19 protein-coding genes and 2 pseudogenes are annotated in these 18,442 nt (G+C 69.8%); 9 read left to right on the plus strand and 12 right to left on the minus strand.

Features of this window, described 5'->3' with window-relative positions; genetic code table 11:
- Nucleotides 1-416 precede the first annotated feature (416 nt).
- Nucleotides 417-1,661, plus strand: a complete 1,245-nt coding sequence (gene serB, locus DMH12_RS18325; RefSeq protein ID WP_125492633.1) for a phosphoserine phosphatase SerB — start codon at nucleotides 417-419, stop codon at nucleotides 1,659-1,661.
- A gap of 60 nt (nucleotides 1,662-1,721) precedes the next feature.
- Here serB and DMH12_RS18330 read toward each other — a convergent pair whose 3' ends face one another.
- The 4 genes from DMH12_RS18330 to DMH12_RS18345 form a co-directional block, all read right to left on the minus strand.
- Nucleotides 1,722-2,240 (minus strand): histidine phosphatase family protein, encoded by a 519-nt coding sequence (locus DMH12_RS18330; RefSeq protein ID WP_125492634.1) that lies wholly within the window; start codon nucleotides 2,238-2,240, stop codon nucleotides 1,722-1,724.
- A 91-nt stretch (nucleotides 2,241-2,331) separates the two neighbouring features.
- Nucleotides 2,332-2,538, minus strand: a complete 207-nt coding sequence (locus DMH12_RS18335; protein WP_125492635.1) for a hypothetical protein — start codon at nucleotides 2,536-2,538, stop codon at nucleotides 2,332-2,334.
- A 180-nt stretch (nucleotides 2,539-2,718) separates the two neighbouring features.
- The gene (locus DMH12_RS39825; protein WP_122614758.1) at nucleotides 2,719-2,835 is read right to left on the minus strand and encodes an SGM_5486 family transporter-associated protein; all 117 of its coding nucleotides are present in this window, start codon (nucleotides 2,833-2,835) and stop codon (nucleotides 2,719-2,721) included.
- Nucleotides 2,836-2,889: 54 nt separating this feature from the next.
- On the minus strand, nucleotides 2,890-4,245 hold the full coding sequence (locus DMH12_RS18345) for a CynX/NimT family MFS transporter (protein WP_185832390.1): 1,356 nt from the start codon (nucleotides 4,243-4,245) through the stop codon (nucleotides 2,890-2,892).
- A 47-nt stretch (nucleotides 4,246-4,292) separates the two neighbouring features.
- On the opposite strand from DMH12_RS18345, the gene DMH12_RS18350 reads away from it, so the two are divergent.
- Nucleotides 4,293-4,985, plus strand: coding sequence for a FadR/GntR family transcriptional regulator (locus DMH12_RS18350; RefSeq protein ID WP_125492636.1), 693 nt, complete (start codon nucleotides 4,293-4,295; stop codon nucleotides 4,983-4,985).
- On the opposite strand, the gene DMH12_RS18355 is transcribed toward DMH12_RS18350, so the two are convergent.
- The 3 genes from DMH12_RS18355 to fabG all read right to left on the minus strand — a co-directional run bounded on the left by DMH12_RS18355 (nucleotide 4,963) and on the right by fabG (nucleotide 6,973).
- Nucleotides 4,963-5,313 carry a hypothetical protein gene (locus tag DMH12_RS18355; RefSeq protein ID WP_125492637.1) on the minus strand — a complete coding sequence of 117 codons (351 nt, stop codon included), beginning with the start codon at nucleotides 5,311-5,313 and terminating at the stop codon, nucleotides 4,963-4,965. The genes DMH12_RS18350 and DMH12_RS18355 overlap by 23 nt on opposite strands.
- A 182-nt stretch (nucleotides 5,314-5,495) precedes the next feature.
- Nucleotides 5,496-6,263, minus strand: coding sequence for an enoyl-ACP reductase FabI (gene fabI, locus DMH12_RS18360; RefSeq protein ID WP_122614761.1), 768 nt, complete (start codon nucleotides 6,261-6,263; stop codon nucleotides 5,496-5,498).
- A 5-nt stretch (nucleotides 6,264-6,268) separates the two neighbouring features.
- Nucleotides 6,269-6,973 (minus strand): 3-oxoacyl-[acyl-carrier-protein] reductase, encoded by a 705-nt coding sequence (gene fabG, locus DMH12_RS18365; RefSeq protein WP_122614762.1) that lies wholly within the window; start codon nucleotides 6,971-6,973, stop codon nucleotides 6,269-6,271.
- 304 nt (nucleotides 6,974-7,277) lie between these two features.
- Here fabG and DMH12_RS18370 point away from each other — a divergent pair, with 304 nt between their 5' ends.
- Nucleotides 7,278-8,804, plus strand: a complete 1,527-nt coding sequence (locus DMH12_RS18370; RefSeq protein WP_125492638.1) for a TldD/PmbA family protein — start codon at nucleotides 7,278-7,280, stop codon at nucleotides 8,802-8,804.
- A gap of 54 nt (nucleotides 8,805-8,858) precedes the next feature.
- Here DMH12_RS18370 and DMH12_RS18375 read toward each other — a convergent pair whose 3' ends face one another.
- From DMH12_RS18375 to DMH12_RS40280, 4 genes and pseudogenes are all read right to left on the minus strand, one after another.
- The gene (locus DMH12_RS18375) at nucleotides 8,859-10,106 is read right to left on the minus strand and encodes a phage integrase central domain-containing protein (RefSeq protein WP_125492639.1); all 1,248 of its coding nucleotides are present in this window, start codon (nucleotides 10,104-10,106) and stop codon (nucleotides 8,859-8,861) included.
- 47 nt (nucleotides 10,107-10,153) lie between these two features.
- Entirely contained in the window at nucleotides 10,154-10,315 is a 162-nt protein-coding gene (locus DMH12_RS18380) for a helix-turn-helix domain-containing protein (protein ID WP_125492640.1), read from the minus strand.
- Between the two features lie 20 nt (nucleotides 10,316-10,335).
- Nucleotides 10,336-11,791, minus strand: a pseudogene (locus DMH12_RS40515) (replication initiator).
- Between the two features lie 79 nt (nucleotides 11,792-11,870).
- On the minus strand, nucleotides 11,871-12,065 hold the full coding sequence (locus DMH12_RS40280; RefSeq protein WP_312023943.1) for a hypothetical protein: 195 nt from the start codon (nucleotides 12,063-12,065) through the stop codon (nucleotides 11,871-11,873).
- A 65-nt stretch (nucleotides 12,066-12,130) separates the two neighbouring features.
- Between DMH12_RS40280 and DMH12_RS40285 the strand changes: the two genes are divergently transcribed.
- The 4 genes and pseudogenes from DMH12_RS40285 (at nucleotide 12,131) to tyrS (ending at nucleotide 16,968) form a co-directional block, all read left to right on the plus strand.
- Nucleotides 12,131-12,271 (plus strand): hypothetical protein, encoded by a 141-nt coding sequence (locus DMH12_RS40285; RefSeq protein ID WP_312023944.1) that lies wholly within the window; start codon nucleotides 12,131-12,133, stop codon nucleotides 12,269-12,271.
- 1,725 nt (nucleotides 12,272-13,996) lie between these two features.
- A pseudogene (locus DMH12_RS18395) lies at nucleotides 13,997-14,263 on the plus strand (metallopeptidase TldD-related protein); the annotation flags it as partial.
- The gene (locus DMH12_RS18400) at nucleotides 14,260-15,654 is read left to right on the plus strand and encodes a metallopeptidase TldD-related protein (protein ID WP_125492641.1); all 1,395 of its coding nucleotides are present in this window, start codon (nucleotides 14,260-14,262) and stop codon (nucleotides 15,652-15,654) included. The pseudogene DMH12_RS18395 and the gene DMH12_RS18400, both read left to right, overlap by 4 nt.
- 45 nt (nucleotides 15,655-15,699) lie before the next feature.
- On the plus strand, nucleotides 15,700-16,968 hold the full coding sequence (tyrS, locus tag DMH12_RS18405; RefSeq protein WP_125492642.1) for a tyrosine--tRNA ligase: 1,269 nt from the start codon (nucleotides 15,700-15,702) through the stop codon (nucleotides 16,966-16,968).
- 72 nt (nucleotides 16,969-17,040) lie between these two features.
- Here tyrS and DMH12_RS18410 read toward each other — a convergent pair whose 3' ends face one another.
- Nucleotides 17,041-17,322, minus strand: coding sequence for a GlsB/YeaQ/YmgE family stress response membrane protein (locus DMH12_RS18410; protein WP_125492643.1), 282 nt, complete (start codon nucleotides 17,320-17,322; stop codon nucleotides 17,041-17,043).
- 259 nt (nucleotides 17,323-17,581) lie between these two features.
- On the opposite strand from DMH12_RS18410, the gene DMH12_RS18415 reads away from it, so the two are divergent.
- Together DMH12_RS18415 and DMH12_RS18420 are read left to right on the plus strand one after the other, a co-directional pair.
- On the plus strand, nucleotides 17,582-17,977 hold the full coding sequence (locus tag DMH12_RS18415; protein WP_125492644.1) for a DUF3099 domain-containing protein: 396 nt from the start codon (nucleotides 17,582-17,584) through the stop codon (nucleotides 17,975-17,977).
- Between the two features lie 211 nt (nucleotides 17,978-18,188).
- Nucleotides 18,189-18,434 carry a hypothetical protein gene (locus DMH12_RS18420; protein ID WP_125492645.1) on the plus strand — a complete coding sequence of 82 codons (246 nt, stop codon included), beginning with the start codon at nucleotides 18,189-18,191 and terminating at the stop codon, nucleotides 18,432-18,434.
- Nucleotides 18,435-18,442 lie beyond the last annotated feature (8 nt).

Consider the following 18,442-nt stretch of genomic DNA (forward strand, 5'->3'; position numbering starts at 1 on the left):
GCGGCGGGGGTGCGGGCGACGGGGCCGGCACGGGGTGCCGTGGTGGTGGCGGCGCCGGATGCCGGTGGCCCCGGTTACGGGGCGTCCGCCTCGGGGCCGTACGCGGGCCACGGGCAGGGTGCCGCCGGAGAGTACGTCGACCCACACCGCCGGGCGGGCGACGACGTGTACGGCGCCCCGACCGTGGCCGGCCCGCTCCGACCGCCGCCGGGAGCACCCCGGCGGCCACCGCACCCGGGGGGACGGCCGCCGTCACGCCCTTGGGGCGAGGTCCCGCCGCCCCCGCCTCCGCCACCGCCCGCGCCGCCGAGGCGGCCGGGGGACGGGGAGTGAGGGGTGGTGCCGGACAGGGGCGCTGTCCGTCAGGCGGACCTCGGGGGCGGCAGGCACCGGGTGCCGGATACGGTTGGACCACCATGAGCGCTACGCAGACCTCTGACGTTCCCACGCTTCTCGTCAAGATCTTCGGCAAGGACCGGCCCGGCATCACGGCCGGCCTGTTCGACACACTCGCCGCCTACTCCGTCGACGTCGTCGACATCGAGCAGGTCGTCACCCGTGGCCGGATCGTGTTGTGCGCGCTCGTGACCGAGCCGCCCCGCGGTCTGGAGGGCGATCTGCGGGCCACCGTCCACAGCTGGGCCGAGTCGCTGAAGCTCCAGGCGGAGATCATCTCCGGTATCGGCGACAACCGGCCGCGCGGGCTCGGCCGCTCCCTGGTCACCGTGCTCGGGCACCCGCTCACCGCCGAGGCGACGGCGGCCATAGCGGCCCGGATCACCGAGGTCGGCAGCAACATCGACCGTATCTTCCGGCTGGCCAAGTATCCCGTGACCGCCGTCGAGTTCGCGGTGTCCGGCGTGGCGACCGAGCCCCTGCGCACGGCGCTGGCCACCGAGGCCGCTGCGCTCGGTGTGGATGTCGCGGTGGTCTCGGCGGGGCTGCACCGGCGGGCGCAGCGCCTGGTGGTGATGGACGTGGACTCCACGCTGATCCAGGACGAGGTCATCGAGCTGTTCGCCGCGCACGCCGGGTGCGAGGACAAGGTCGCCGAGGTGACGGCGGCCGCGATGCGCGGGGAGCTGGACTTCGAGCAGTCGCTGCACGCCCGCGTGGCGCTGCTGGCGGGGCTGGACGCCTCGGTGGTGGACAAGGTCCGCGCCGAGGTGCGGCTGACGCCGGGTGCCCGCACCCTGATCCGCACGCTGAAGCGGCTCGGCTACCAGGTGGGGGTCGTCTCCGGCGGGTTCACGCAGGTCACCGATGATCTCAAGGAGCGGCTGGGGCTGGACTTCGCCCAGGCCAACACCCTGGAGATCGTCGACGGCAGGCTGACCGGCCGGGTCACCGGGGAGATCGTGGACCGGGCGGGCAAGGCGCGGCTGCTGCGACGGTTCGCCGCCGAGGCGGGCGTACCGCTGTCGCAGACCGTGGCGATCGGTGACGGCGCCAATGACCTGGACATGCTGAACGCGGCGGGTCTCGGGGTCGCGTTCAACGCCAAGCCGGTGGTGCGCGAGGCGGCGCACACCGCGGTGAACGTGCCCTTCCTGGACACCGTCCTCTACCTGCTCGGCATCACCCGCGAGGAGGTCGAGGCCGCGGACACGCTGGACGAAGGTCTGGGTGAGGCCCTCGGTCTGCCCGCCGACCGGCTCTGAGCCTGCGGCGAGGGGCCCGGGCCGTACGGTGCCGGGCCCGCCGCGTGGGGCCGGGTGGGGTCAGTCGGTCGGCGCCCAGTAGTCGACCAGGGAGGCCGCTCCGGGCTCCACGTCCTTCCAGGAGCCGGTGAAGGTCAGGACGGCGAAGGCGGCGGTCGGGAAGCCCCGGCGCCCCATCCGTCCGCGCGCCTCGTCCTCGGCCGAGCCGGCCAGGATCTCGGTGAGTCCCTCCATGCCCGGGTTGTGGCCGATCACCAGCACGTTCCGCAGGTCGTCGGGGGTCTCGTTGAGCACGGCGATCAGCTCGCCGGGCGAGGCCTCGTAGATCCGCTCCTCGTAGATGGTTTTCGGCCGGTGCGGGAACTCGTGGACGGCGAGCTTCCAGGTCTCGCGGGTCCGGGTCGAGGTGGAGCACAGGGCCTGATCGAAGGCGACACCGGTGTCCGCCAGCCGCCGCCCGGCCTCTGCGGCGTCCTTGCGACCCCGTTCAGCGAGCGGTCGCTCGTGGTCGGTCACCTGTGGCCAGTCGGCTTTCGCATGCCGGAAAAGGACAATCCTGCGGGGTTCTGCGACGCTCATGGCATCCAGCTTCGCATGAAACAGGCCACGGGGCGCAGGGAGTTGACATGCGGATTCACCGCCGTACGCGCGTCCGGTCCCGGGGCCGGCCTCAGCCCACGGTCAGCTGGAGCAGCCGCTCCAGCAGGTGGGCGATGGCCGGCTGCTCGGTGGCCGCGTGCGCGTCGGCGGGGTTGAGTATCAGCAGGAGCAGCGTCACGAAGGCGAGCACGGGCAGGGCCAGGGCCCACCAGGGGAGCCGGCTGTCGACGCCGCCCCGGGTCGCGCGGGGAGGCCGGGTGTAGGTAGGGGCCGACATGAGTGCCTCCGCTGGTCTTCGAGCGTCCCTGGTCCGTGCTCCGCGTGCCGCCTGTCGCGGGCACATCTCGAAGCTACGGAATCCGCGGGCCCCAACCCATCCGGAGGTCCACCCACTTGACCCTGACCCTGGCCCCCTAGGGGATGGGGGGTTAACCCCACCATCCGGCCGGGGGCGGCGTCACGGCGAGGCGATCGTCGCGACGATGCCGATGATCACGAAGATCGCGAGGAAGCCGCCGAAGACGAGCAGCATCTTCTTCTGGCCGTTCTGGGGGTTCGGGTCGAGGACTGGCATGCGGCCAGTCTCGCATCCGCCGCATCCGGGGCGCCGGGCGGGCCGCCGGACGGCTCAGCGGGCCGCCTCGTCCTCCACCGTGCGGTCGCGGCCTGCCAGGACGCCCACCACGATCTGCGGCACCATCAGGGCGCTCATCAGCGCGATCGGCAGGCCCCAGCCGCCACTGTGCTGGTAGAGCACGCCGACCAGGAGCGGGCCGGGGATGGAGATCAGGTAGCCGGTGCTCTGCGCGAAGGCCGACAGCTGGGCGACGCCCGCGCCGGTCCTGGCCCGCATGCCGACCATGGTCAGCGCGAGCGGGAAGGCGCAGTTGGACACCCCGAGCAGCAGGGCCCAGGCCCAGGCGCCGCCGGCCGGGGCGAAGTACAGACCGGCGTAGCCGGCGAGGCCGCACAGGCCCAGGACCAGGACGATCGGGCCCTGGTGGGGCAGGCGGGTGGCCACGCGCGGGATGACGAAGGCGAGCGGCACCCCCATCACCATGATCACGGCGAGCAGCAGCCCGGCCGTGCCGGCGGAGACCCCGGCGTCCCGGAAGATCTGCGCCATCCAGCCCATCGTGATGTAGGCGGCGGTGGCCTGGAGGCCGAAGAAGACGGCGAGCGCCCAGGCCGTACGGCTGCGGGTGATCCGGATCGGGGCCTGACCGGCGGCCGGCTCGGCGGGCCGCCCCGCGGACGGGGCGGGCGGCGTGGCGGAAGGGGCCTCGCGGTGGCGCACGAACGGGATCCAGGGCAGGACGGCGGCCGCCCCCACCACGGCCCACACCGCGAGGCCGGGCTGCCAGTGGCCGCCCAGGGCGTTCGTCACCGGCACGGTCGCCGCGGCGGCGACGGAGGTGCCGAAGGCGAGGGCCATCGAGTAGAGGCCGGTCATGGAGCCGACCCGGTCGGGGAAGTAGCGCTTGACGATGACCGGCATCAGGACGTTGCTGACCGCGATGCCCATCAGGGCGAGCGCGGTCGCGGCCAGGAAGCCGGCCGTCCCGCCGGCGTACGGGCGGATCAGCAGGCCCGCGGTGATGGCGGCCATGCCGGCGCAGACCACCGCGCCCGGCCCGAAGCGGCGGGCCACCCGGGGTGCCATGACCCCGAAGACGGCGAAGCACAGCGGGGGGACGGAGGTGAGCAGTCCGGCGACGCTGCCGCTCATGCCGAGCCCGTCGCGGACCTCCTCCAGGAGGGCGCCCAGGCTGGTGATGGCGGGGCGCAGGTTGAGCGCGGCCAGGACGATGCCGAGGATCAGCAGCCGGGTCGTCCACGGCGTCCACGCGCGCGTGCCGGGCGCCTGGGGCGCCGTCGCCGCCTCGCCGGGTATCTCACGCGTCCGCGTTTCCGTACGTGCTTCCGTGCGCGTCTCCGTCCGGGTGTCCGTCCGGGCTTCCTCACTAGCCATGAGGCCCATCATAGAATCATGGGATGATTGATTGTCCACTCCATGTGCGAAGGTGAGCCATGCCTCTGAGCCATCCCCGTCGCTCGGCGCTGTCCGAGCAGGTCATCGCGGCGCTTCGGCAGCAGATCGCCTCGGGCGAGTGGCCGGTCGGTTCCCGCATCCCGACGGAGCCCGAGCTGGTCGAACAGCTCGGGGTCGCCCGCAACACGGTCCGGGAGGCGGTCCGCGCGCTGGCGCACAACGGCCTGCTGGACATCCGTCAGGGCTCCGGCACGTACGTCGTGGCGGTCAGTGAGCTGGCGGGCGTGATGCAGCGCCGCTTCGCCGAGACCGACCCCCGGCACATCGCCGAGCTGCGGTCCACCCTGGAGTCCGCCGCCGCCCGGCTCGCCGCGGAGCGCCGCACGGAGAAGGACCTCAAGCAGCTGGACGCGCTGCTGGTGCGCCGCGAGGAGGCCTGGGAGTCGGGCGACGCCGAGGCGTTCGTGACCGCGGACGCGACCTTCCACCTGGCCGTCGTGGCCGCCTCGCACAACGACGTGATGACCGCGATGTACGCGGACCTGGGCGAGGTGATGCGGGACTGGCTGCGGAGCGACGTCGGCAGCGAGCTGACGCCCGAGAGCCACATGGACCACACCAGGCTGGTGGACGCGATCCGCGCGGGCGACGCAGGGACCGCGGAGGCGGAGGCGGCGGGCTACCCGTTCCTGTGCCGCCCGGGCCGGTTCACCGCACCCTCCGGTGACTGACCCAGGCCGACCGGACCTCCTTCCAGCACCGCCCGTCCAGCCGCACGGTCTGCGCCGGCCCGGCCTCGACCGGCACGGCGTCGCTGTCGAGGTCCCACCAGCGGACGCACTCGACGTGCAGCCGCACGGAGTCGGTCGCCGGATACGGGTTGTGGCAGTGCGCGGTCACGTCGGAGTCGACGACGCGCACGCGGCACGCCGAGCCGAACAGCTCCGCCCGCGCGGACTCCCCGGTGCCCACGCGCGCGTGGGACACCGCTTCGTACGGCAGGACCAGCACACAGGCGAGGGCGAGGGACGCCGAGGCGAGGCGGGCGAGCGGACGCACAAGAGGCCTCCTCGGCGGCACTGGGGAGGAAAGGCTCGTGGGGAACGCGGACTCCAGCGTGCGCCGACGGCAGGCCCGCCGCCCGCCGGCTGGGCCGGACGGGTGACACGCGAAGGACCCGCACCCGAGGCGGATGCGGGTCCTTCGCGGCGTCCGGACAGTGTTCCGGACCGTGCTCTCGGTCAGGCGCCGATGGCGTGCAGACCGCCGTCCACGTGGACGATCTCGCCCGTGGTCTTCGGGAACCAGTCGCTCAGCAGGGCCACGACACCGCGGCCAGCGGGCTCCGGGTCCTTGAGGTCCCACTCCAGCGGGGAGCGGTTGTCCCACACGGAGGCCAGCTCGGCGAAGCCCGGGATGGACTTGGCGGCCATGGAGCCGATCGGACCGGCCGAGACCAGGTTGCAGCGGATGTTCTGCTTGCCCAGGTCACGCGCCATGTAGCGGCTGGTGGCCTCCAGGGCCGCCTTGGCCGGGCCCATCCAGTCGTACTGGGGCCAGGCGAACTGCGCGTCGAAGGTGAGGCCGACGACCGAGCCGCCGTTCTGCATCAGCGGCAGGCAGGCCGTGGTCAGCGACTTCAGGGAGTACGCCGAGACGTGCATGGCCGTGGCGACCGACTCGAACGGCGTGTTCAGGAAGTTGCCGCCGAGCGCGTCCTGCGGGGCGAAGCCGATGGAGTGCACGACGCCGTCGAGGCCGCCCAGCTCCTCGCCGACGATGTCCGCGAGGCGCGCGAGGTGCTCGTCGTTGGTGACGTCCAGCTCGATGACCTTGGTGGGCTTCGGCAGCTTCTTGGCGATGCGCTCGGTCAGCGTGGGACGCGGGAACGCGGTCAGGATGATCTCGGCGCCCTGCTCCTGGGCCAGCTTGGCGGTGTGGAAGGCGATGGAGGACTCCATCAGCACACCGGTGATCAGGACGCGCTTGCCCTCGAGAATTCCGCTCATGGTGATCAGTGACCCATTCCCAGTCCGCCGTCAACGGGAATGACGGCTCCAGTGATGTACGACGCCTCGTCCGAGGCGAGGAACCGCACCGCGGCGGCGATCTCCTCGGGCCGCGCGTACCGGCCCAGCGGCACCTGCGACACGATGTTGGCCCGCTGCTCGTCGGTGAGCACCTTGGTCATGTCGGTGTCCACGAAGCCGGGCGCGACGACGTTGAAGGTGAGGTTGCGCGAACCCAGCTCACGGGCGAGGGAGCGCGCGAACCCGACCAGACCGGCCTTGGAGGCCGCGTAGTTCGCCTGGCCCGCGGAGCCGAGGAGCCCGACCACGGAGGAGATCAGGACGACGCGGCCCTTCTTGGCCCGCAGCATGCCGCGGTTGGCGCGCTTGACGACCCGGAAGGTGCCGGTGAGGTTGGTTTCCAGGACCGAGGTGAAGTCCTCCTCGGACATGCGCATCAGGAGCTGGTCCTTGGTGACGCCCGCGTTGGCGACCAGGACCTCGACGGGACCGTGCGCTTCCTCGATCTCCTTGTAGGCCTGCTCCACCTGCTCGGTGTCGGTGATGTCGCACTTGACGGCCAGGAAGCCCTCCGGCGGCTCACCCGAGCGGTATGTGATCGCGACATTGTCGCCGGCATCGGCGAAAGCGCGGGCGATGGCGAGGCCGATGCCCCGGTTGCCTCCGGTGACGAGAACCGAGCGGCTCAACGGATCACCCTTTCCCTAGCGGTCTGTGGTCCGCCCGAGCACCCGGCTGACAGGCGGCTACGGCAGGCGGCTTCATCGAAAACCTATCGGGCCCCGCCTCCCGGCGGAGACTCGGGCACCCACAGTGGCTTACGGGACTGACTGTCGGGTCCCTACAGAACGGACCCGGTCACGGGTAACCGGGCACGGCGCCAAAGGTGTGGTCGCCGTCCGGCCCGACGCGACATGATGCGGGCCAGGGCGACAGGCCCTGGCCCCCGGTGTCGCCGCAGACGACCGGTCACGTCGACAGAAAGAGACGCAGGTGCCTCACAGCATCGACGAAGCCTTCACGGCACTCCCCCTACGCGCCCTCGCCGACGCCGCCCTCGCACGCGCGCGTGCGCTCGGCGCCGAACACGCGGACTTCCGCCTCGAACGGGTGCGCAACGCCTCCTGGCGGCTCAGGGACGCCAAGCCCGCCGGGTCCTCGGACACCACCGACCTCGGGTACGCGGTGCGGGTGGTGCACGGCGGTACGTGGGGCTTCGCGTCCGGTGTGGACCTGACCATGGACGCCGCCGCGAAGGTCGCCTCGCAGGCGGTGGCGATGGCGAAGCTGTCCGCGCAGGTCATCAGGGCGGCGGGGTCGGACGAGCACGTGGAGCTGGCGGGCGAGCCCGTGCACGCCGACCGGACGTGGGTGTCGTCGTACGAGGTCGACCCGTTCACCGTGCCCGACGAGGAGAAGTCGGCGCTGCTGGCCGACTGGAGCGGGCGGCTGCTGGCGGCCGACGGGGTCGACCACGTCGACGCCTCGCTGCTCACCGTGCACGAGAACAAGTTCTACGCCGACACGGCGGGGACGGTGACCACGCAGCAGCGGGTGCGGCTGCATCCGGTGCTCACCGCCGTGTCGGTCGACGACTCCAGCGGCGAGTTCGACTCCATGCGGACGCTGGCCCCGCCGGCCGGGCGCGGCTGGGAGTACCTGACCGGCACCGGCTGGGACTGGGACTCCGAGCTGGCCGAGATCCCGGAGCTGCTGGCCGAGAAGATGCGGGCGCCCAGCGTCGAGGCGGGGCTGTACGACCTGGTCGTCGACCCGTCGAACCTGTGGCTGACCATCCACGAGTCCATCGGGCACGCCACCGAGCTGGACCGGGCGCTCGGATACGAGGCGGCGTACGCGGGCACCTCCTTCGCCACCTTCGACCAGCTCGGCAAGTTGCGCTACGGCTCGGAGCTGATGAACGTCACCGGCGACCGCAGCGCCGAGCACGGGCTGGCGACCATCGGGTACGACGACGAGGGCGTCGAGGGCCAGTCCTGGGATCTGGTGAAGGACGGCACGCTGGTGGGCTACCAGCTCGACCGGCGGATCGCGCGGCTCATCGGGTTCGAGCGGTCCAACGGGTGCGCCTACGCCGACTCCCCCGCCCACGTGCCCGTGCAGCGCATGGCCAACGTCTCGCTCCGGCCCGACCCGGGCGGTCTGTCGACGGAGGATCTGATCGGGGGCGTGGACCGCGGCATCTACGTCGTCGGCGACCGCTCCTGGTCCATCGACATGCAGCGCTACAACTTTCAGTTTACGGGTCAGAGGGCATACACGATCCGGAACGGCCGCCTTGCGGGCCAGGTCAAGGACTTTGCTTATCAGGGGGTCACCCCCCAGTTCTGGGGCTCCATGGATGCTGTTGGAGGCCCCCAGACCTACGTACTAGGAGGGGCTTTCAACTGTGGAAAGGCCCAACCTGGGCAGGTCGCCTCCGTGTCTCACGGGTGTCCGTCTGCGATGTTTCGGAGTGTGAACATCCTGAACACTGCGAACGAGTCCGGCCGCGCCTGAGAGGTCGCCTGTTCCGGCCCGAAACCAGGTCGACACGCGACCATAGCGAACCACCTACGCCACGTCGTCCCAGTCCTCGATGTCGTCCTCAGAGGGCGTCAACGAGGGCGGGACGATGAGCCCCTTGAAGGGCTCCAGCTTGAGCCCCAGGCGATTGTGCATGGTGCGGGCGCCACGGTCCATGGCCCGGCGGAGGAGGTGGCCGTACACCAGTTCCGTGGTCCGAGTGGTTCGGTGCCCAACCCACGCCGCCACCTCGAAGAGCGGGATCTGAGCATGGATGGCCTCCGAGACGAAGAAGTGCCGGAAGCTCTTCGGGGTGTACTGCGGAGTCCCGGCCATCTTGGCCGCCGCCTTGAACTGATCCAGGAACCAGTCGTACGACGGGTGACGGTCGTTCAGCCGGGGGGATTCGAAGAACCAGCCTCGATCTCCCCACATCCCGAACGCGTCAATGTGATCGTTGAAGATCTCGTTGATTGATTCGGGTACCGGGGTCTTTCGAGCCTGTTCGAAGGCCCGATGCTTCGTCCCCCGCTTCACACCCCGCCTATAGCCGGAGATCTCTTGGCAGCCGTAGGCCGAGACCTGGTGATTCACTGCGAGTACGCTTCGCTCCCAGTTCATTGAGTCGTCAGAGAGTGCCAGAGCCTCCCCCGGGCGCACGCCACAACCCGCCATGGCCCAGAAGCCGGCTCGGATCAGCTTCGGAGATTCCGCGATGATTCCAAGCACCTCTTCCATGCTCGGGATGTCTTGGTCGGTGACGGGAGTGAGTTGCTGCCCCGAGCGCCGACGCGCATTGGCTTTCTTGCACGGATTACGGCCGATGATTTCGGCGGCTACCGCATAGTTGAAGACGGACGACAGGACGTTCTTGCGTCCATGGATCCCAGTTTCCTTGTAGCCGCGTTCCTTCTGGTCGGCCTCCCATTCCAGAATCGTCGCTGGGGTGATACTGCCGATGGGTTTATTCCCGAAGAAGGAGCCGTAGTGGTTGTCGTAGACGCTCTGGTAATTCCTCTTTGAGGACTCTTCCAGAGTTCCCGCCTCAACCCACTCGTGCCACACCTGCTCGAACGTCCGCTGTCCCGCCTTGGGGTTGATGTAGGTCCCCAAGTCCTTGTCCCGCTCGACCTTGACGGCGAACGCTTCCGCGTCTTCGAGCTTCTTGAAAGACACCTGTCGGGGCTTGCCTGCCCTGCCCCCGGGCTCCCGGTACGTCACCCGGTACGGCTCGTGAGGGCACGTGGGTTTCTTGCGCCGGGGACAGGAGCAGTCTTCCTTCTTGATGGTCGCCACGCGCGTTAACCCTTCACATGTTGATTGGTTAGTGACTGATCGTCAGCCTACCCTTGCTGCATACGCTCCTCAACCCAGTTGTGCAGATCACGAGTTCGGAACCGGATCTGCTTGCCGACCTTGAGGAACGGGATACCCCAGCGCCGGTATGAGTCCATGAGGACGCGCTTGGTCACTCCGAGTTCCGCCGCTGCCTCGTGCGGCGTCATGAGCAGATTGCTGGCACCCCTCACAGCTCCCACCCCCGCCCCTCGTCCTCTATCGCTTCCCAGGCCAGTTGGCGGCTCATGACGTGATCTTCAGCGACTCCGGCAGCGGCCAGGGCAGCGCCGGCGGTGTAGCCGGAGCCGACGTAGCGCCAGTTGGAGTCCGAGACGACGGCAGGCCTGTCGGTCGGCCCCGTATCACCGCGCCGGTACTCGGCCCGCTCCTCACGCAGGGCCGTGTACGTGGTGGAGTAGCGGCGGGATTTTGTGAGGATGTGGCCCGGTAGCCGAGTGTGCGAGCCCAGGTGCGCAGCCGGAGGTGTTCCAGTTCCGCCAGGCCGCCCAGGCGCCAGCACGTAGCCATCAGGGCCCGCACATGCGGCGTGACCATGGCTGTATGAATGTCGTCCAGGCTGGTGACGCGGTAGTCCAGTCCGGCGCCGGTTTCGGCTGTTCCCTTGGAGACGTACTTGGCCACGTATGCAGCGACTGCGTCATCGGTAGGTCCCTCGTCGTCGGCGAAGGACCAGATAGGCCGTACGGACAACTGTTCGCCGAATAAAAGGAGTTCGGTTCCGTAGGCATCCGATTCCGAGACGCGTACGTTCGCCGATGCGGCAGCCGTGTGTACAGCGTCGGTGAGTAGTTCGGTCGTGGCCAAGTCAGGAGAAGGGTCGCCGGGACCGGCCGCACCATCAAGGCGTACCACCCCGTGGAAGTGGATGGCTGAGCGCATTTGGTACTCGGCGACCTTGGCGACGGACACCACCAGGTGGTCTCGGAGCTTGGAGCGCCGGATCCCTGCGGCGGACGCTAGGTGCCGCCGTGCGGCGGTGGTGAACCGGTCCCACAGGCGCCCGGCGTGCGCGTGCCAAGCACGTGGGCCACGTGGTCGTAGCAGTCCGGCCCCAGCGGAAGGCCCAGCGCCGTGTCATCCTCGGCGTGCACCAGGCCGCAGCCGACCGGACACCTGTGTTCGCACTCTCCGCCGTCCCGGCGCGGTCGGCATCGCTCACCGTCGAGGAAACGATGGACCGCCCCGAATGAAGGCGCCGTCAGCGTGACGAACAGGCGGGGCTGATCGCGCACCGCATCGGGCACGTTCTTGCCGCCGGACAGGCCCGCGCGGATTAGCCGATAGGTGTCGCCCGCATGCAGGTAGGAGCACGGCTTACAGACCGACGCGCGGCGGTTGCGGCAGCGCACGGCCAGCCGCTCACCCGGCTCCCCGGCAGTTGAGTAGGAAGAGATCAACTCCCCCGTCATCGCATCGCGGGTGACTGCGGAGCCGGACAGATGGATGGGATGGGCACAACCCCCAATGGCCTTTATCTGCTCCAGCCAGCGAGGAAACAGGGGATCTTTTACCAGACGGATGATGCCCCGATCTGCATCGGAGAGCGTCCGCAGACGCTCTTCACGCTCCAGCTCAGCGGAGCGACTACTGAAAGTAGTCACCTCGTGTGAGGCGTTGAACACAGGGCATCTCCTTGCCTAACGGCAGGAACACACCTCAATGGCACTTTGATGGGGAGCCAGCCCGAAGTGTCACACCGAGTCACACCGGTACGCCGATCGCGTCAGCCAGGTCCCGCATCCCCTGCGTGAAGGTGCGCCGACGCGCGATCACTCGACCGAAGATGTCCCGCGCGTAGCGTTGGTTAGGCAGCCACTGGGGAGCGTCCGCGCGAATGCGCTGCAAGACCTCCACCGTCTTGGCGTAGTCGCGCGAGCGGGCATGCGCCTCTGCCACGTCCAAGACGGTTGCGATTATTGGAGGTGGGCCGCATACCACTGGTCGGGATGCGCTTCGAGAGCTTGAGCACCAAGTCCGGCTTGTCGACGATCATGGCGTTCTCGGTCCGCTTCAGAGCCACCGTGACCGGCCCGAACGCCTGCAAGAAGTCGTCGCGCGGAGCGAACCCCCGCCCCATCGCGACCGCCGCCGAGTTGGCGTAGCGCAACGCGTCTTCGGCCTCTCCGGGCCGGTTGTCCCGGATCGCAGCAGCGAAGGCCCGCCAACAGCAGCCAGCCCCAGGCGCTCAGCTCCGCCGGGGTCGCCCGCGAAATTCGGGGCTCGACCTCATCCGCCCACTGCGTTGCCAGCTCCTGCGCCGCAGCCAGCCGACCGCGCCGCAGCAAGAGCCAGCACTGTGTGCTCACCATCGCCGCCGCCTGAAGCCGATCCGACGTCTCCTCCAGCGATCGGGACAGAGCGGTGTCGGCCGTCTCGAACTGCCGAGTCTATGTGAGCAGCCAGACTGTGAGCTGTGAGAGCCGGACACGTACGGCCCGCCCCTCCGGGCCATTCTCAGCGATCAGATCAGCATCCCGCAGCAAGGGCGGAAGGATCACGCTCAGCTCTGCGAAACGATCACCGGAGAAGAGCCGCAGGGCTGATTCCAGCGCGTCCCGAACACCGCCCAGAGTCGGCTCTTCCGTCGCACCGTCCGCCCGTACCGGCGCCATGAGCGCACGCCGGACAGCCTCCCAACGGTCATCAGCGCCAGGCGCCGTATCGGGTTCCTCCTCATGATCAGCAATGAGGTTCGTCGTAGGCACCCGCAGGACCTTCGCCAGCCGACGCGCAGGCTCCAGGCGCGTGTCAGCCCGCTCCCCCTGCTCCAGCTTCCTGATCAAGGACAGGACACGCCGGACGCGGTCGCTAGCTGACGCTGTGTCATACCGCGCCGCTTGCGTACGCCCTGAAGCCGCTTGCCAATGTCGGCACTCATGATTCGAGCGTGCGGCCACCACTGCATGTGCATGCGGGCGAGCGATGGAATCCGATGCGGAAGCATTGCCAACGCGGGACGGGAGAACGCGTCGTCACCCTCGTCAGCTCCCTTCCTGGCTGTGCTGCACAACCGGCGCCAGCGTCCCACGTGCGCGTGCGCGCACGGCCACCGAATACGGGTCCCCTCCAAGCTCAAGAAAAGCTCAGATCAACCGCACAGTTCCGGTGCAAGGCGACGGGTTACGCGTGCCATACTGCGGCCCCGCCGAGAGACACGAGGAGGAATAGTGCTTGACCGACACCCATCCAAGCCCCGCGCGCGCTGTTGGTCGGATGCCGAACGATGGCAGGTCTACCTAGCGGCAGCGGGGTTAATCGTGGCGATCATCGCCACCGTGGGGCAGTTCATGCAGTAAGAACCTCACGACAACACGAGACGGTCGCTCGGGAACTGCACATGCAGCGAGCCCGGCCGACTGCTACGCGACCGGGCTCGTGAACTGCGCTGGAGGGTCTGATTCGGGGTGCTGCCCGACTCGGGCCCTTCAGTGTCGTACGGGTGCTGGAAGGCTCCCGCTGCGGCGAGACAAAGCTACCGCACTCAGATAACTCCGGAGCCGCTTCCGGCGGACACTTTCCATGATGCCCAGAGCTTGATCATCACCTCGAACCGGCTGGTCAGACCAGAGATGGGTTCCCCTCCAAGGCAAGAATTGCACCCCCGGCCCCCGCGTCTCCTGGGTAGTCTCTGTCCTGATCCACAATCCGACCTTCAAAGCCAACCTCGGATACCCCGAGGCGCCCTTCGGAGGTCGACACAAAGCCATCACCAGACCCCGTAAAGTCCGGTTTCAACGAGTATGAACAGGGATTGAGGGCAGACCGTGAATAGCCGCCTGGCCTGCACAAACGCCGATCAGAGAGGTATGCCCCCTGCCCCTGCGGTGAACTTCCGGTTCACCGGGCAGCGCTTCTTCCGGATCGAGAACGGGCGGCTCGCCGGTCAGCTGCGGGACGTGGCCTACCAGGCGACGACCACCGACTTCTGGGGCTCCATGGCGGCCGTCGGCGGCCCGCGGACGTACGTCCTGGGTGGCGCCTTCAACTGCGGCAAGGCCCAGCCGGGGCAGGTCGCGGCCGTCTCCCACGGCTGCCCGTCCGCCCTCTTCAAGGGAGTCAACATTCTGAACACGACGCAGGAGGCGGGTCGATGAGCGCGGGTACGAGCAGGCCGCACGAGATCGTCGAACGGGCGCTGGAGCTGTCGCGGGCGGACGGCTGCGTCGTCATCGCCGACGAGGAGTCCACCGCCAACCTGCGCTGGGCGGGCAACGCGCTCACCACCAACGGCGTCACGCGCGGACGCACGCTGACCGTCGTCGCCACGATCGACGGCCGGCAGGGCACGGCGTCCGGTGTCGTGTCGCGCTCGGCGGTGACCGTGGACGAGCTGGAGCCCCTGGTGCGGGCCGCCGAGGCCGCGGCCCGCGGCGCCGGTCCCGCCGAGGACGCGCAGCCGCTGGTCACCGGCGTGCCGGAGTCGCCCGACTTCACCGACGCGCCCGCCGAGACGTCCTCGGCCGTGTTCGCGGACTTCGCGCCCGCCCTCGGGGAGGCGTTCGCACGCGCGCGTGGGGGCGGCCGGGAGCTGTACGGGTTCGCCAACCACGAGATGACGTCGACCTACGTGGGGACGTCCACCGGGCTGCGGCTGCGGCACGACCAGCCCAACGGGACGCTGGAGCTGAACGCCAAGTCACCGGACCGGACCCGGTCGGCGTGGGCGGGGCGCTCCACGCGGGACTTCAAGGACGTCGACCCGGGTGCGCTCGACGCCGACCTGGCCGTACGCCTGGGCTGGGCCGAGCGGCGGGTGGAGCTGCCGGCGGGCCGGTACGAGACGCTGCTGCCGCCGACCGCCGTCGCCGACCTGCTGATCTACCAGCTGTGGTCGGCCTCGGGGCGGGACGCCGTCGAGGGGCGCACGGTGTTCTCCAAGCCGGGCGGCGGCACCCGCGTCGGCGAGCGGCTTGGCGAGCTGCCGCTGACCCTGCGCAGCGACCCGCACGAGCCGGGGCTGGAGAGCGCGCCCTTCGTGGTCGCGCACTCCTCCGGCGGTGACCAGTCGGTGTTCGACAACGGGCTGCCGGTGGCGGCGACCGACTGGATCCGCGCGGGAGAGCTGCACCGGCTGACGACCACCCGGCACAGCGCGGCCCTGACGGGGCTGCCGGTGGCACCGGCGATCGGCAACCTGGTCCTGGACGGCGGCTCGGACCGCTCGCTGGAGGACATGGTGGCCGGCACCGAGCGCGGGCTGCTGCTGACCTGCCTCTGGTACATCCGCGAGGTCGACCCGGCCACGCTGCTGCTGACCGGGCTGACCCGGGACGGCGTCTACCTGGTCGAGAACGGCGAGGTGGCCGGAGAGGTGAACAACTTCCGGTTCAACGAGTCGCCGGTGGGCCTGCTGGGCCGGGCCACGGAGGCCGGGCGGACGGAGAAGACGCTGCCCAGGGAGTGGGGCGACTGGTTCACCAGGGCGGCGATGCCGGCGCTGCGGGTCCCGGATTTCAATATGAGTTCTGTCAGTCAGGGCGTATAACCTCGTACCTGATTTCGCGAGACCACTCAAGGAGACAAGAGAACCGTGACGGACATCGTCGACGAGCTGAAGTGGCGCGGGCTGTTCGCCCTGTCCACCGACGAGGACGCTTTGCGCAAGGCGCTCGCGGACGGTCCCGTCACGTTCTATTGCGGTTTCGACCCGACCGCGCCGTCCCTGCACGTGGGGCACCTGGTGCAGGTGCTCACCGTGCGCCGGCTCCAGCAGGCCGGTCACCGGCCGCTGGCGCTGGTCGGCGGCGCGACGGGCCAGATCGGCGACCCGCGCCCGACCGCGGAGCGCACGCTGAACTCGCCGGAGACCGTCGCGGGCTGGGTCGACCGGCTGCGCGGCCAGATCGAGCCGTTCCTGGCCTTCGAGGGCGAGAACGCGGCCGTGATGGTCAACAACCTCGACTGGACCGAGGGCCTGTCGGCCATCGAGTTCCTGCGGGACATCGGCAAGCACTTCCGGGTCAACAAGATGCTGACCAAGGACTCCGTGGCCCGGCGCCTGGAGTCCTCCGAGGGCATCAGCTACACGGAGTTCAGCTACCAGCTGCTCCAGGCCATGGACTTCCTCCAGCTCTACCGGAGGTACGGCTGCACGATGCAGCAGGGCGGCAGCGACCAGTGGGGCAATCTCACGGCCGGCCTCGACCTGCTGCACCGGCTGGAGCCGGACGTCGGCGTCCACGCCTACGCGACGCCGCTGATGACCAAGGCGGACGGCACCAAGTTCGGCAAGACCGAGGGCGGCGCGGTCTGGCTCGACCCGGAGATGACGACGCCGTACGCGTTCTACCAGTTCTGGCTGAACGTGGACGACCGGGATATCTCGACGTACTCGCGCATCCTGTCCTTCCGGTCCCGCGAGGAGCTGGAGGAGCTGGAGCGGCAGACCGAGGAGCGTCCGCAGGCCCGTGCGGCGCAGCGCGCACTGGCGGAGGAGCTGACGACGCTGGTGCACGGCGCCGGGCAGACGGCCGCCGTGATCGCCGCGTCCAAGGCCCTCTTCGGCCAGGGTGACCTGGCCGAGCTGGACGACCGGACGCTCGCCGCGGCCCTCTCCGAGCTGCCGCACATCGAGGTCGCCGAGCTGAGCCCGGTCGTGGACCTGTTCGCCGAGGTCGGTCTGGTCGCCAGCAAGTCCGCCGCCCGCCGCACGGTCAAGGAGGGCGGCGCGTACGTGAACAACGCCAAGGTCACCGGCGAGGACGCGGTCCCCGCCAAGGAGGACCTGCTGCACGGGCGCTGGCTGGTGCTGCGCCGCGGCAAGAAGAACCTGGCCGCGGTGGAGGTCACCGGCTCCTGAGCACACGGCGTGGGGGCGGCCCTGCACCTCGCGGTGCCGGGGCCGCCCCCACGCCGTACGGGGCGTCCGCCGTCAGGCGCGTCCGCGCTTCTTGTTGCCGCGCACCGCCATGTAGGCCGCGTCTCCGAGGGCGACGATGATGACCGCGGCCACCAGCTGGAACAGGTGGCGCCACCAGTCGATGCCCGAGGTCTCGTCCACCCCTGCCGCGCGGGCGACGGCGTTGCCGACGATGGCGCCGAGGATGCCGAAGATGGTGGTCAGCCACAGCGGACTGTGCTGCTTGCCGGGGATGATCGCCTTGGCGATGAGTCCGAGCACGAATCCGACGATGATCGCCCACAACCAGCCCATGACTGCCTCCTCGTACGGCTCCACGCGAGCATTGCCGCCAGTCTTCGGCCGTACCGCGTACGGCGCATGCCGGATACGGCCGAACGGGGCCCCAGCCGTGCCGACCGGCGCGGACCGGCCGCGCGCCGAGTGGGTGCCCCGGTCTCGTGGACGGCGCGGGGGCGGCGTAACGTGGTGAGTTGTCCGGGACCGGTGTCCCCGAGCGGCCACGGACGGAAGCGGGGCGGGGACGGTCCGATCGGGCGGATGGTGGAACCAGATGCGGAAGCACAGTGCCGGCGGCGTCGAGGTGTTCCGGATCACCGGGGCCCGGACGGGCCTCCAGGAGGACGTACGCGCGCGGCAGCGCCGGTACGTGATCTCGATGTCGGTCCGCACCGTGTCGGTGGTCCTCGCGGCCTGCCTGTGGAACGTGGAACGGCACGTCGCGATCGTGGCACTGGTCCTCGGTGTGGTCCTGCCCTACATCGCGGTCGTGATCGCCAACGCCGGGCGCGAGAACGCGCCATCCTTGCCGTCGACGTTCGTGACGCCCCAGACGCCGCCGATGATCCTTCCGCCGCGGGCGGACGACGCCTCCGGGGACTCCGTCCGGGAGGACGCCCTGTCGGATCCGTCGCCGGGAGCGGCGGGCGAGTCGCGCGGCCGGCCGTGACCGCGCGGCGCCCTCAGGCGGGGGCGCGCGTTCCGCGCCAGGCCGAATAACTGCTGAGATGAATCGTGCTGTTCCGGTGCCGGGCGATGGGTGACCCATGACATACTTCCTACGCGCTCCGCATCCCCCGTCGGAGCGACGGACCGACGCCGGGCAGCTCCCCCCGTGGCTGCTCGGCGTCGCCTTTTGTGTGAACCTGTGAGACGAGCCTGTGAGTGACGACATCGCCCCGGACAACGCTCCGGAGGCCGCCCCCATCTGCTCCGCCAAGGGCTGCCGCACGGCCGCCGTGTGGGTGCTGGCGTGGAACAACCCGAAGATCCACACGCCCGAGCGGCGCAAGACGTGGATCGCCTGTGACGAGCACCGGGAGCATCTGTCGCAGTTCCTCGGCGTGCGGGGCTTCCTCAAGGATGTGGTCCCGCTGACCGAGTGGGAGCCTCCACAGAACTCCTAGGGCCCGTC

Origin of the sequence: Streptomyces sp. WAC 04229 (assembly GCF_003947455.1) — a bacterium.
Classification (GTDB): domain Bacteria; phylum Actinomycetota; class Actinomycetes; order Streptomycetales; family Streptomycetaceae; genus Streptomyces.

Coding starts and splice junctions, on each gene's coding strand:
- serB (WP_125492633.1), top strand. CDS start 417: ATGAGCGCTACGCAGACCTCTGACGTTCCCACGCTTCTCGTCAAGATC.
- DMH12_RS18330 (WP_125492634.1), bottom strand. CDS start 2,240: ATGAGCGTCGCAGAACCCCGCAGGATTGTCCTTTTCCGGCATGCGAAA.
- DMH12_RS18335 (WP_125492635.1), bottom strand. CDS start 2,538: ATGTCGGCCCCTACCTACACCCGGCCTCCCCGCGCGACCCGGGGCGGC.
- DMH12_RS39825 (WP_122614758.1), bottom strand. CDS start 2,835: ATGCCAGTCCTCGACCCGAACCCCCAGAACGGCCAGAAGAAGATGCTG.
- DMH12_RS18345 (WP_185832390.1), bottom strand. CDS start 4,245: ATGATGGGCCTCATGGCTAGTGAGGAAGCCCGGACGGACACCCGGACG.
- DMH12_RS18350 (WP_125492636.1), top strand. CDS start 4,293: ATGCCTCTGAGCCATCCCCGTCGCTCGGCGCTGTCCGAGCAGGTCATC.
- fabI (WP_122614761.1), bottom strand. CDS start 6,263: ATGAGCGGAATTCTCGAGGGCAAGCGCGTCCTGATCACCGGTGTGCTG.
- DMH12_RS18380 (WP_125492640.1), bottom strand. CDS start 10,315: ATGACGCCGCACGAGGCAGCGGCGGAACTCGGAGTGACCAAGCGCGTC.
- DMH12_RS18400 (WP_125492641.1), top strand. CDS start 14,260: ATGAGCGCGGGTACGAGCAGGCCGCACGAGATCGTCGAACGGGCGCTG.
- DMH12_RS18410 (WP_125492643.1), bottom strand. CDS start 17,322: ATGGGCTGGTTGTGGGCGATCATCGTCGGATTCGTGCTCGGACTCATC.
- DMH12_RS18415 (WP_125492644.1), top strand. CDS start 17,582: ATGCGGAAGCACAGTGCCGGCGGCGTCGAGGTGTTCCGGATCACCGGG.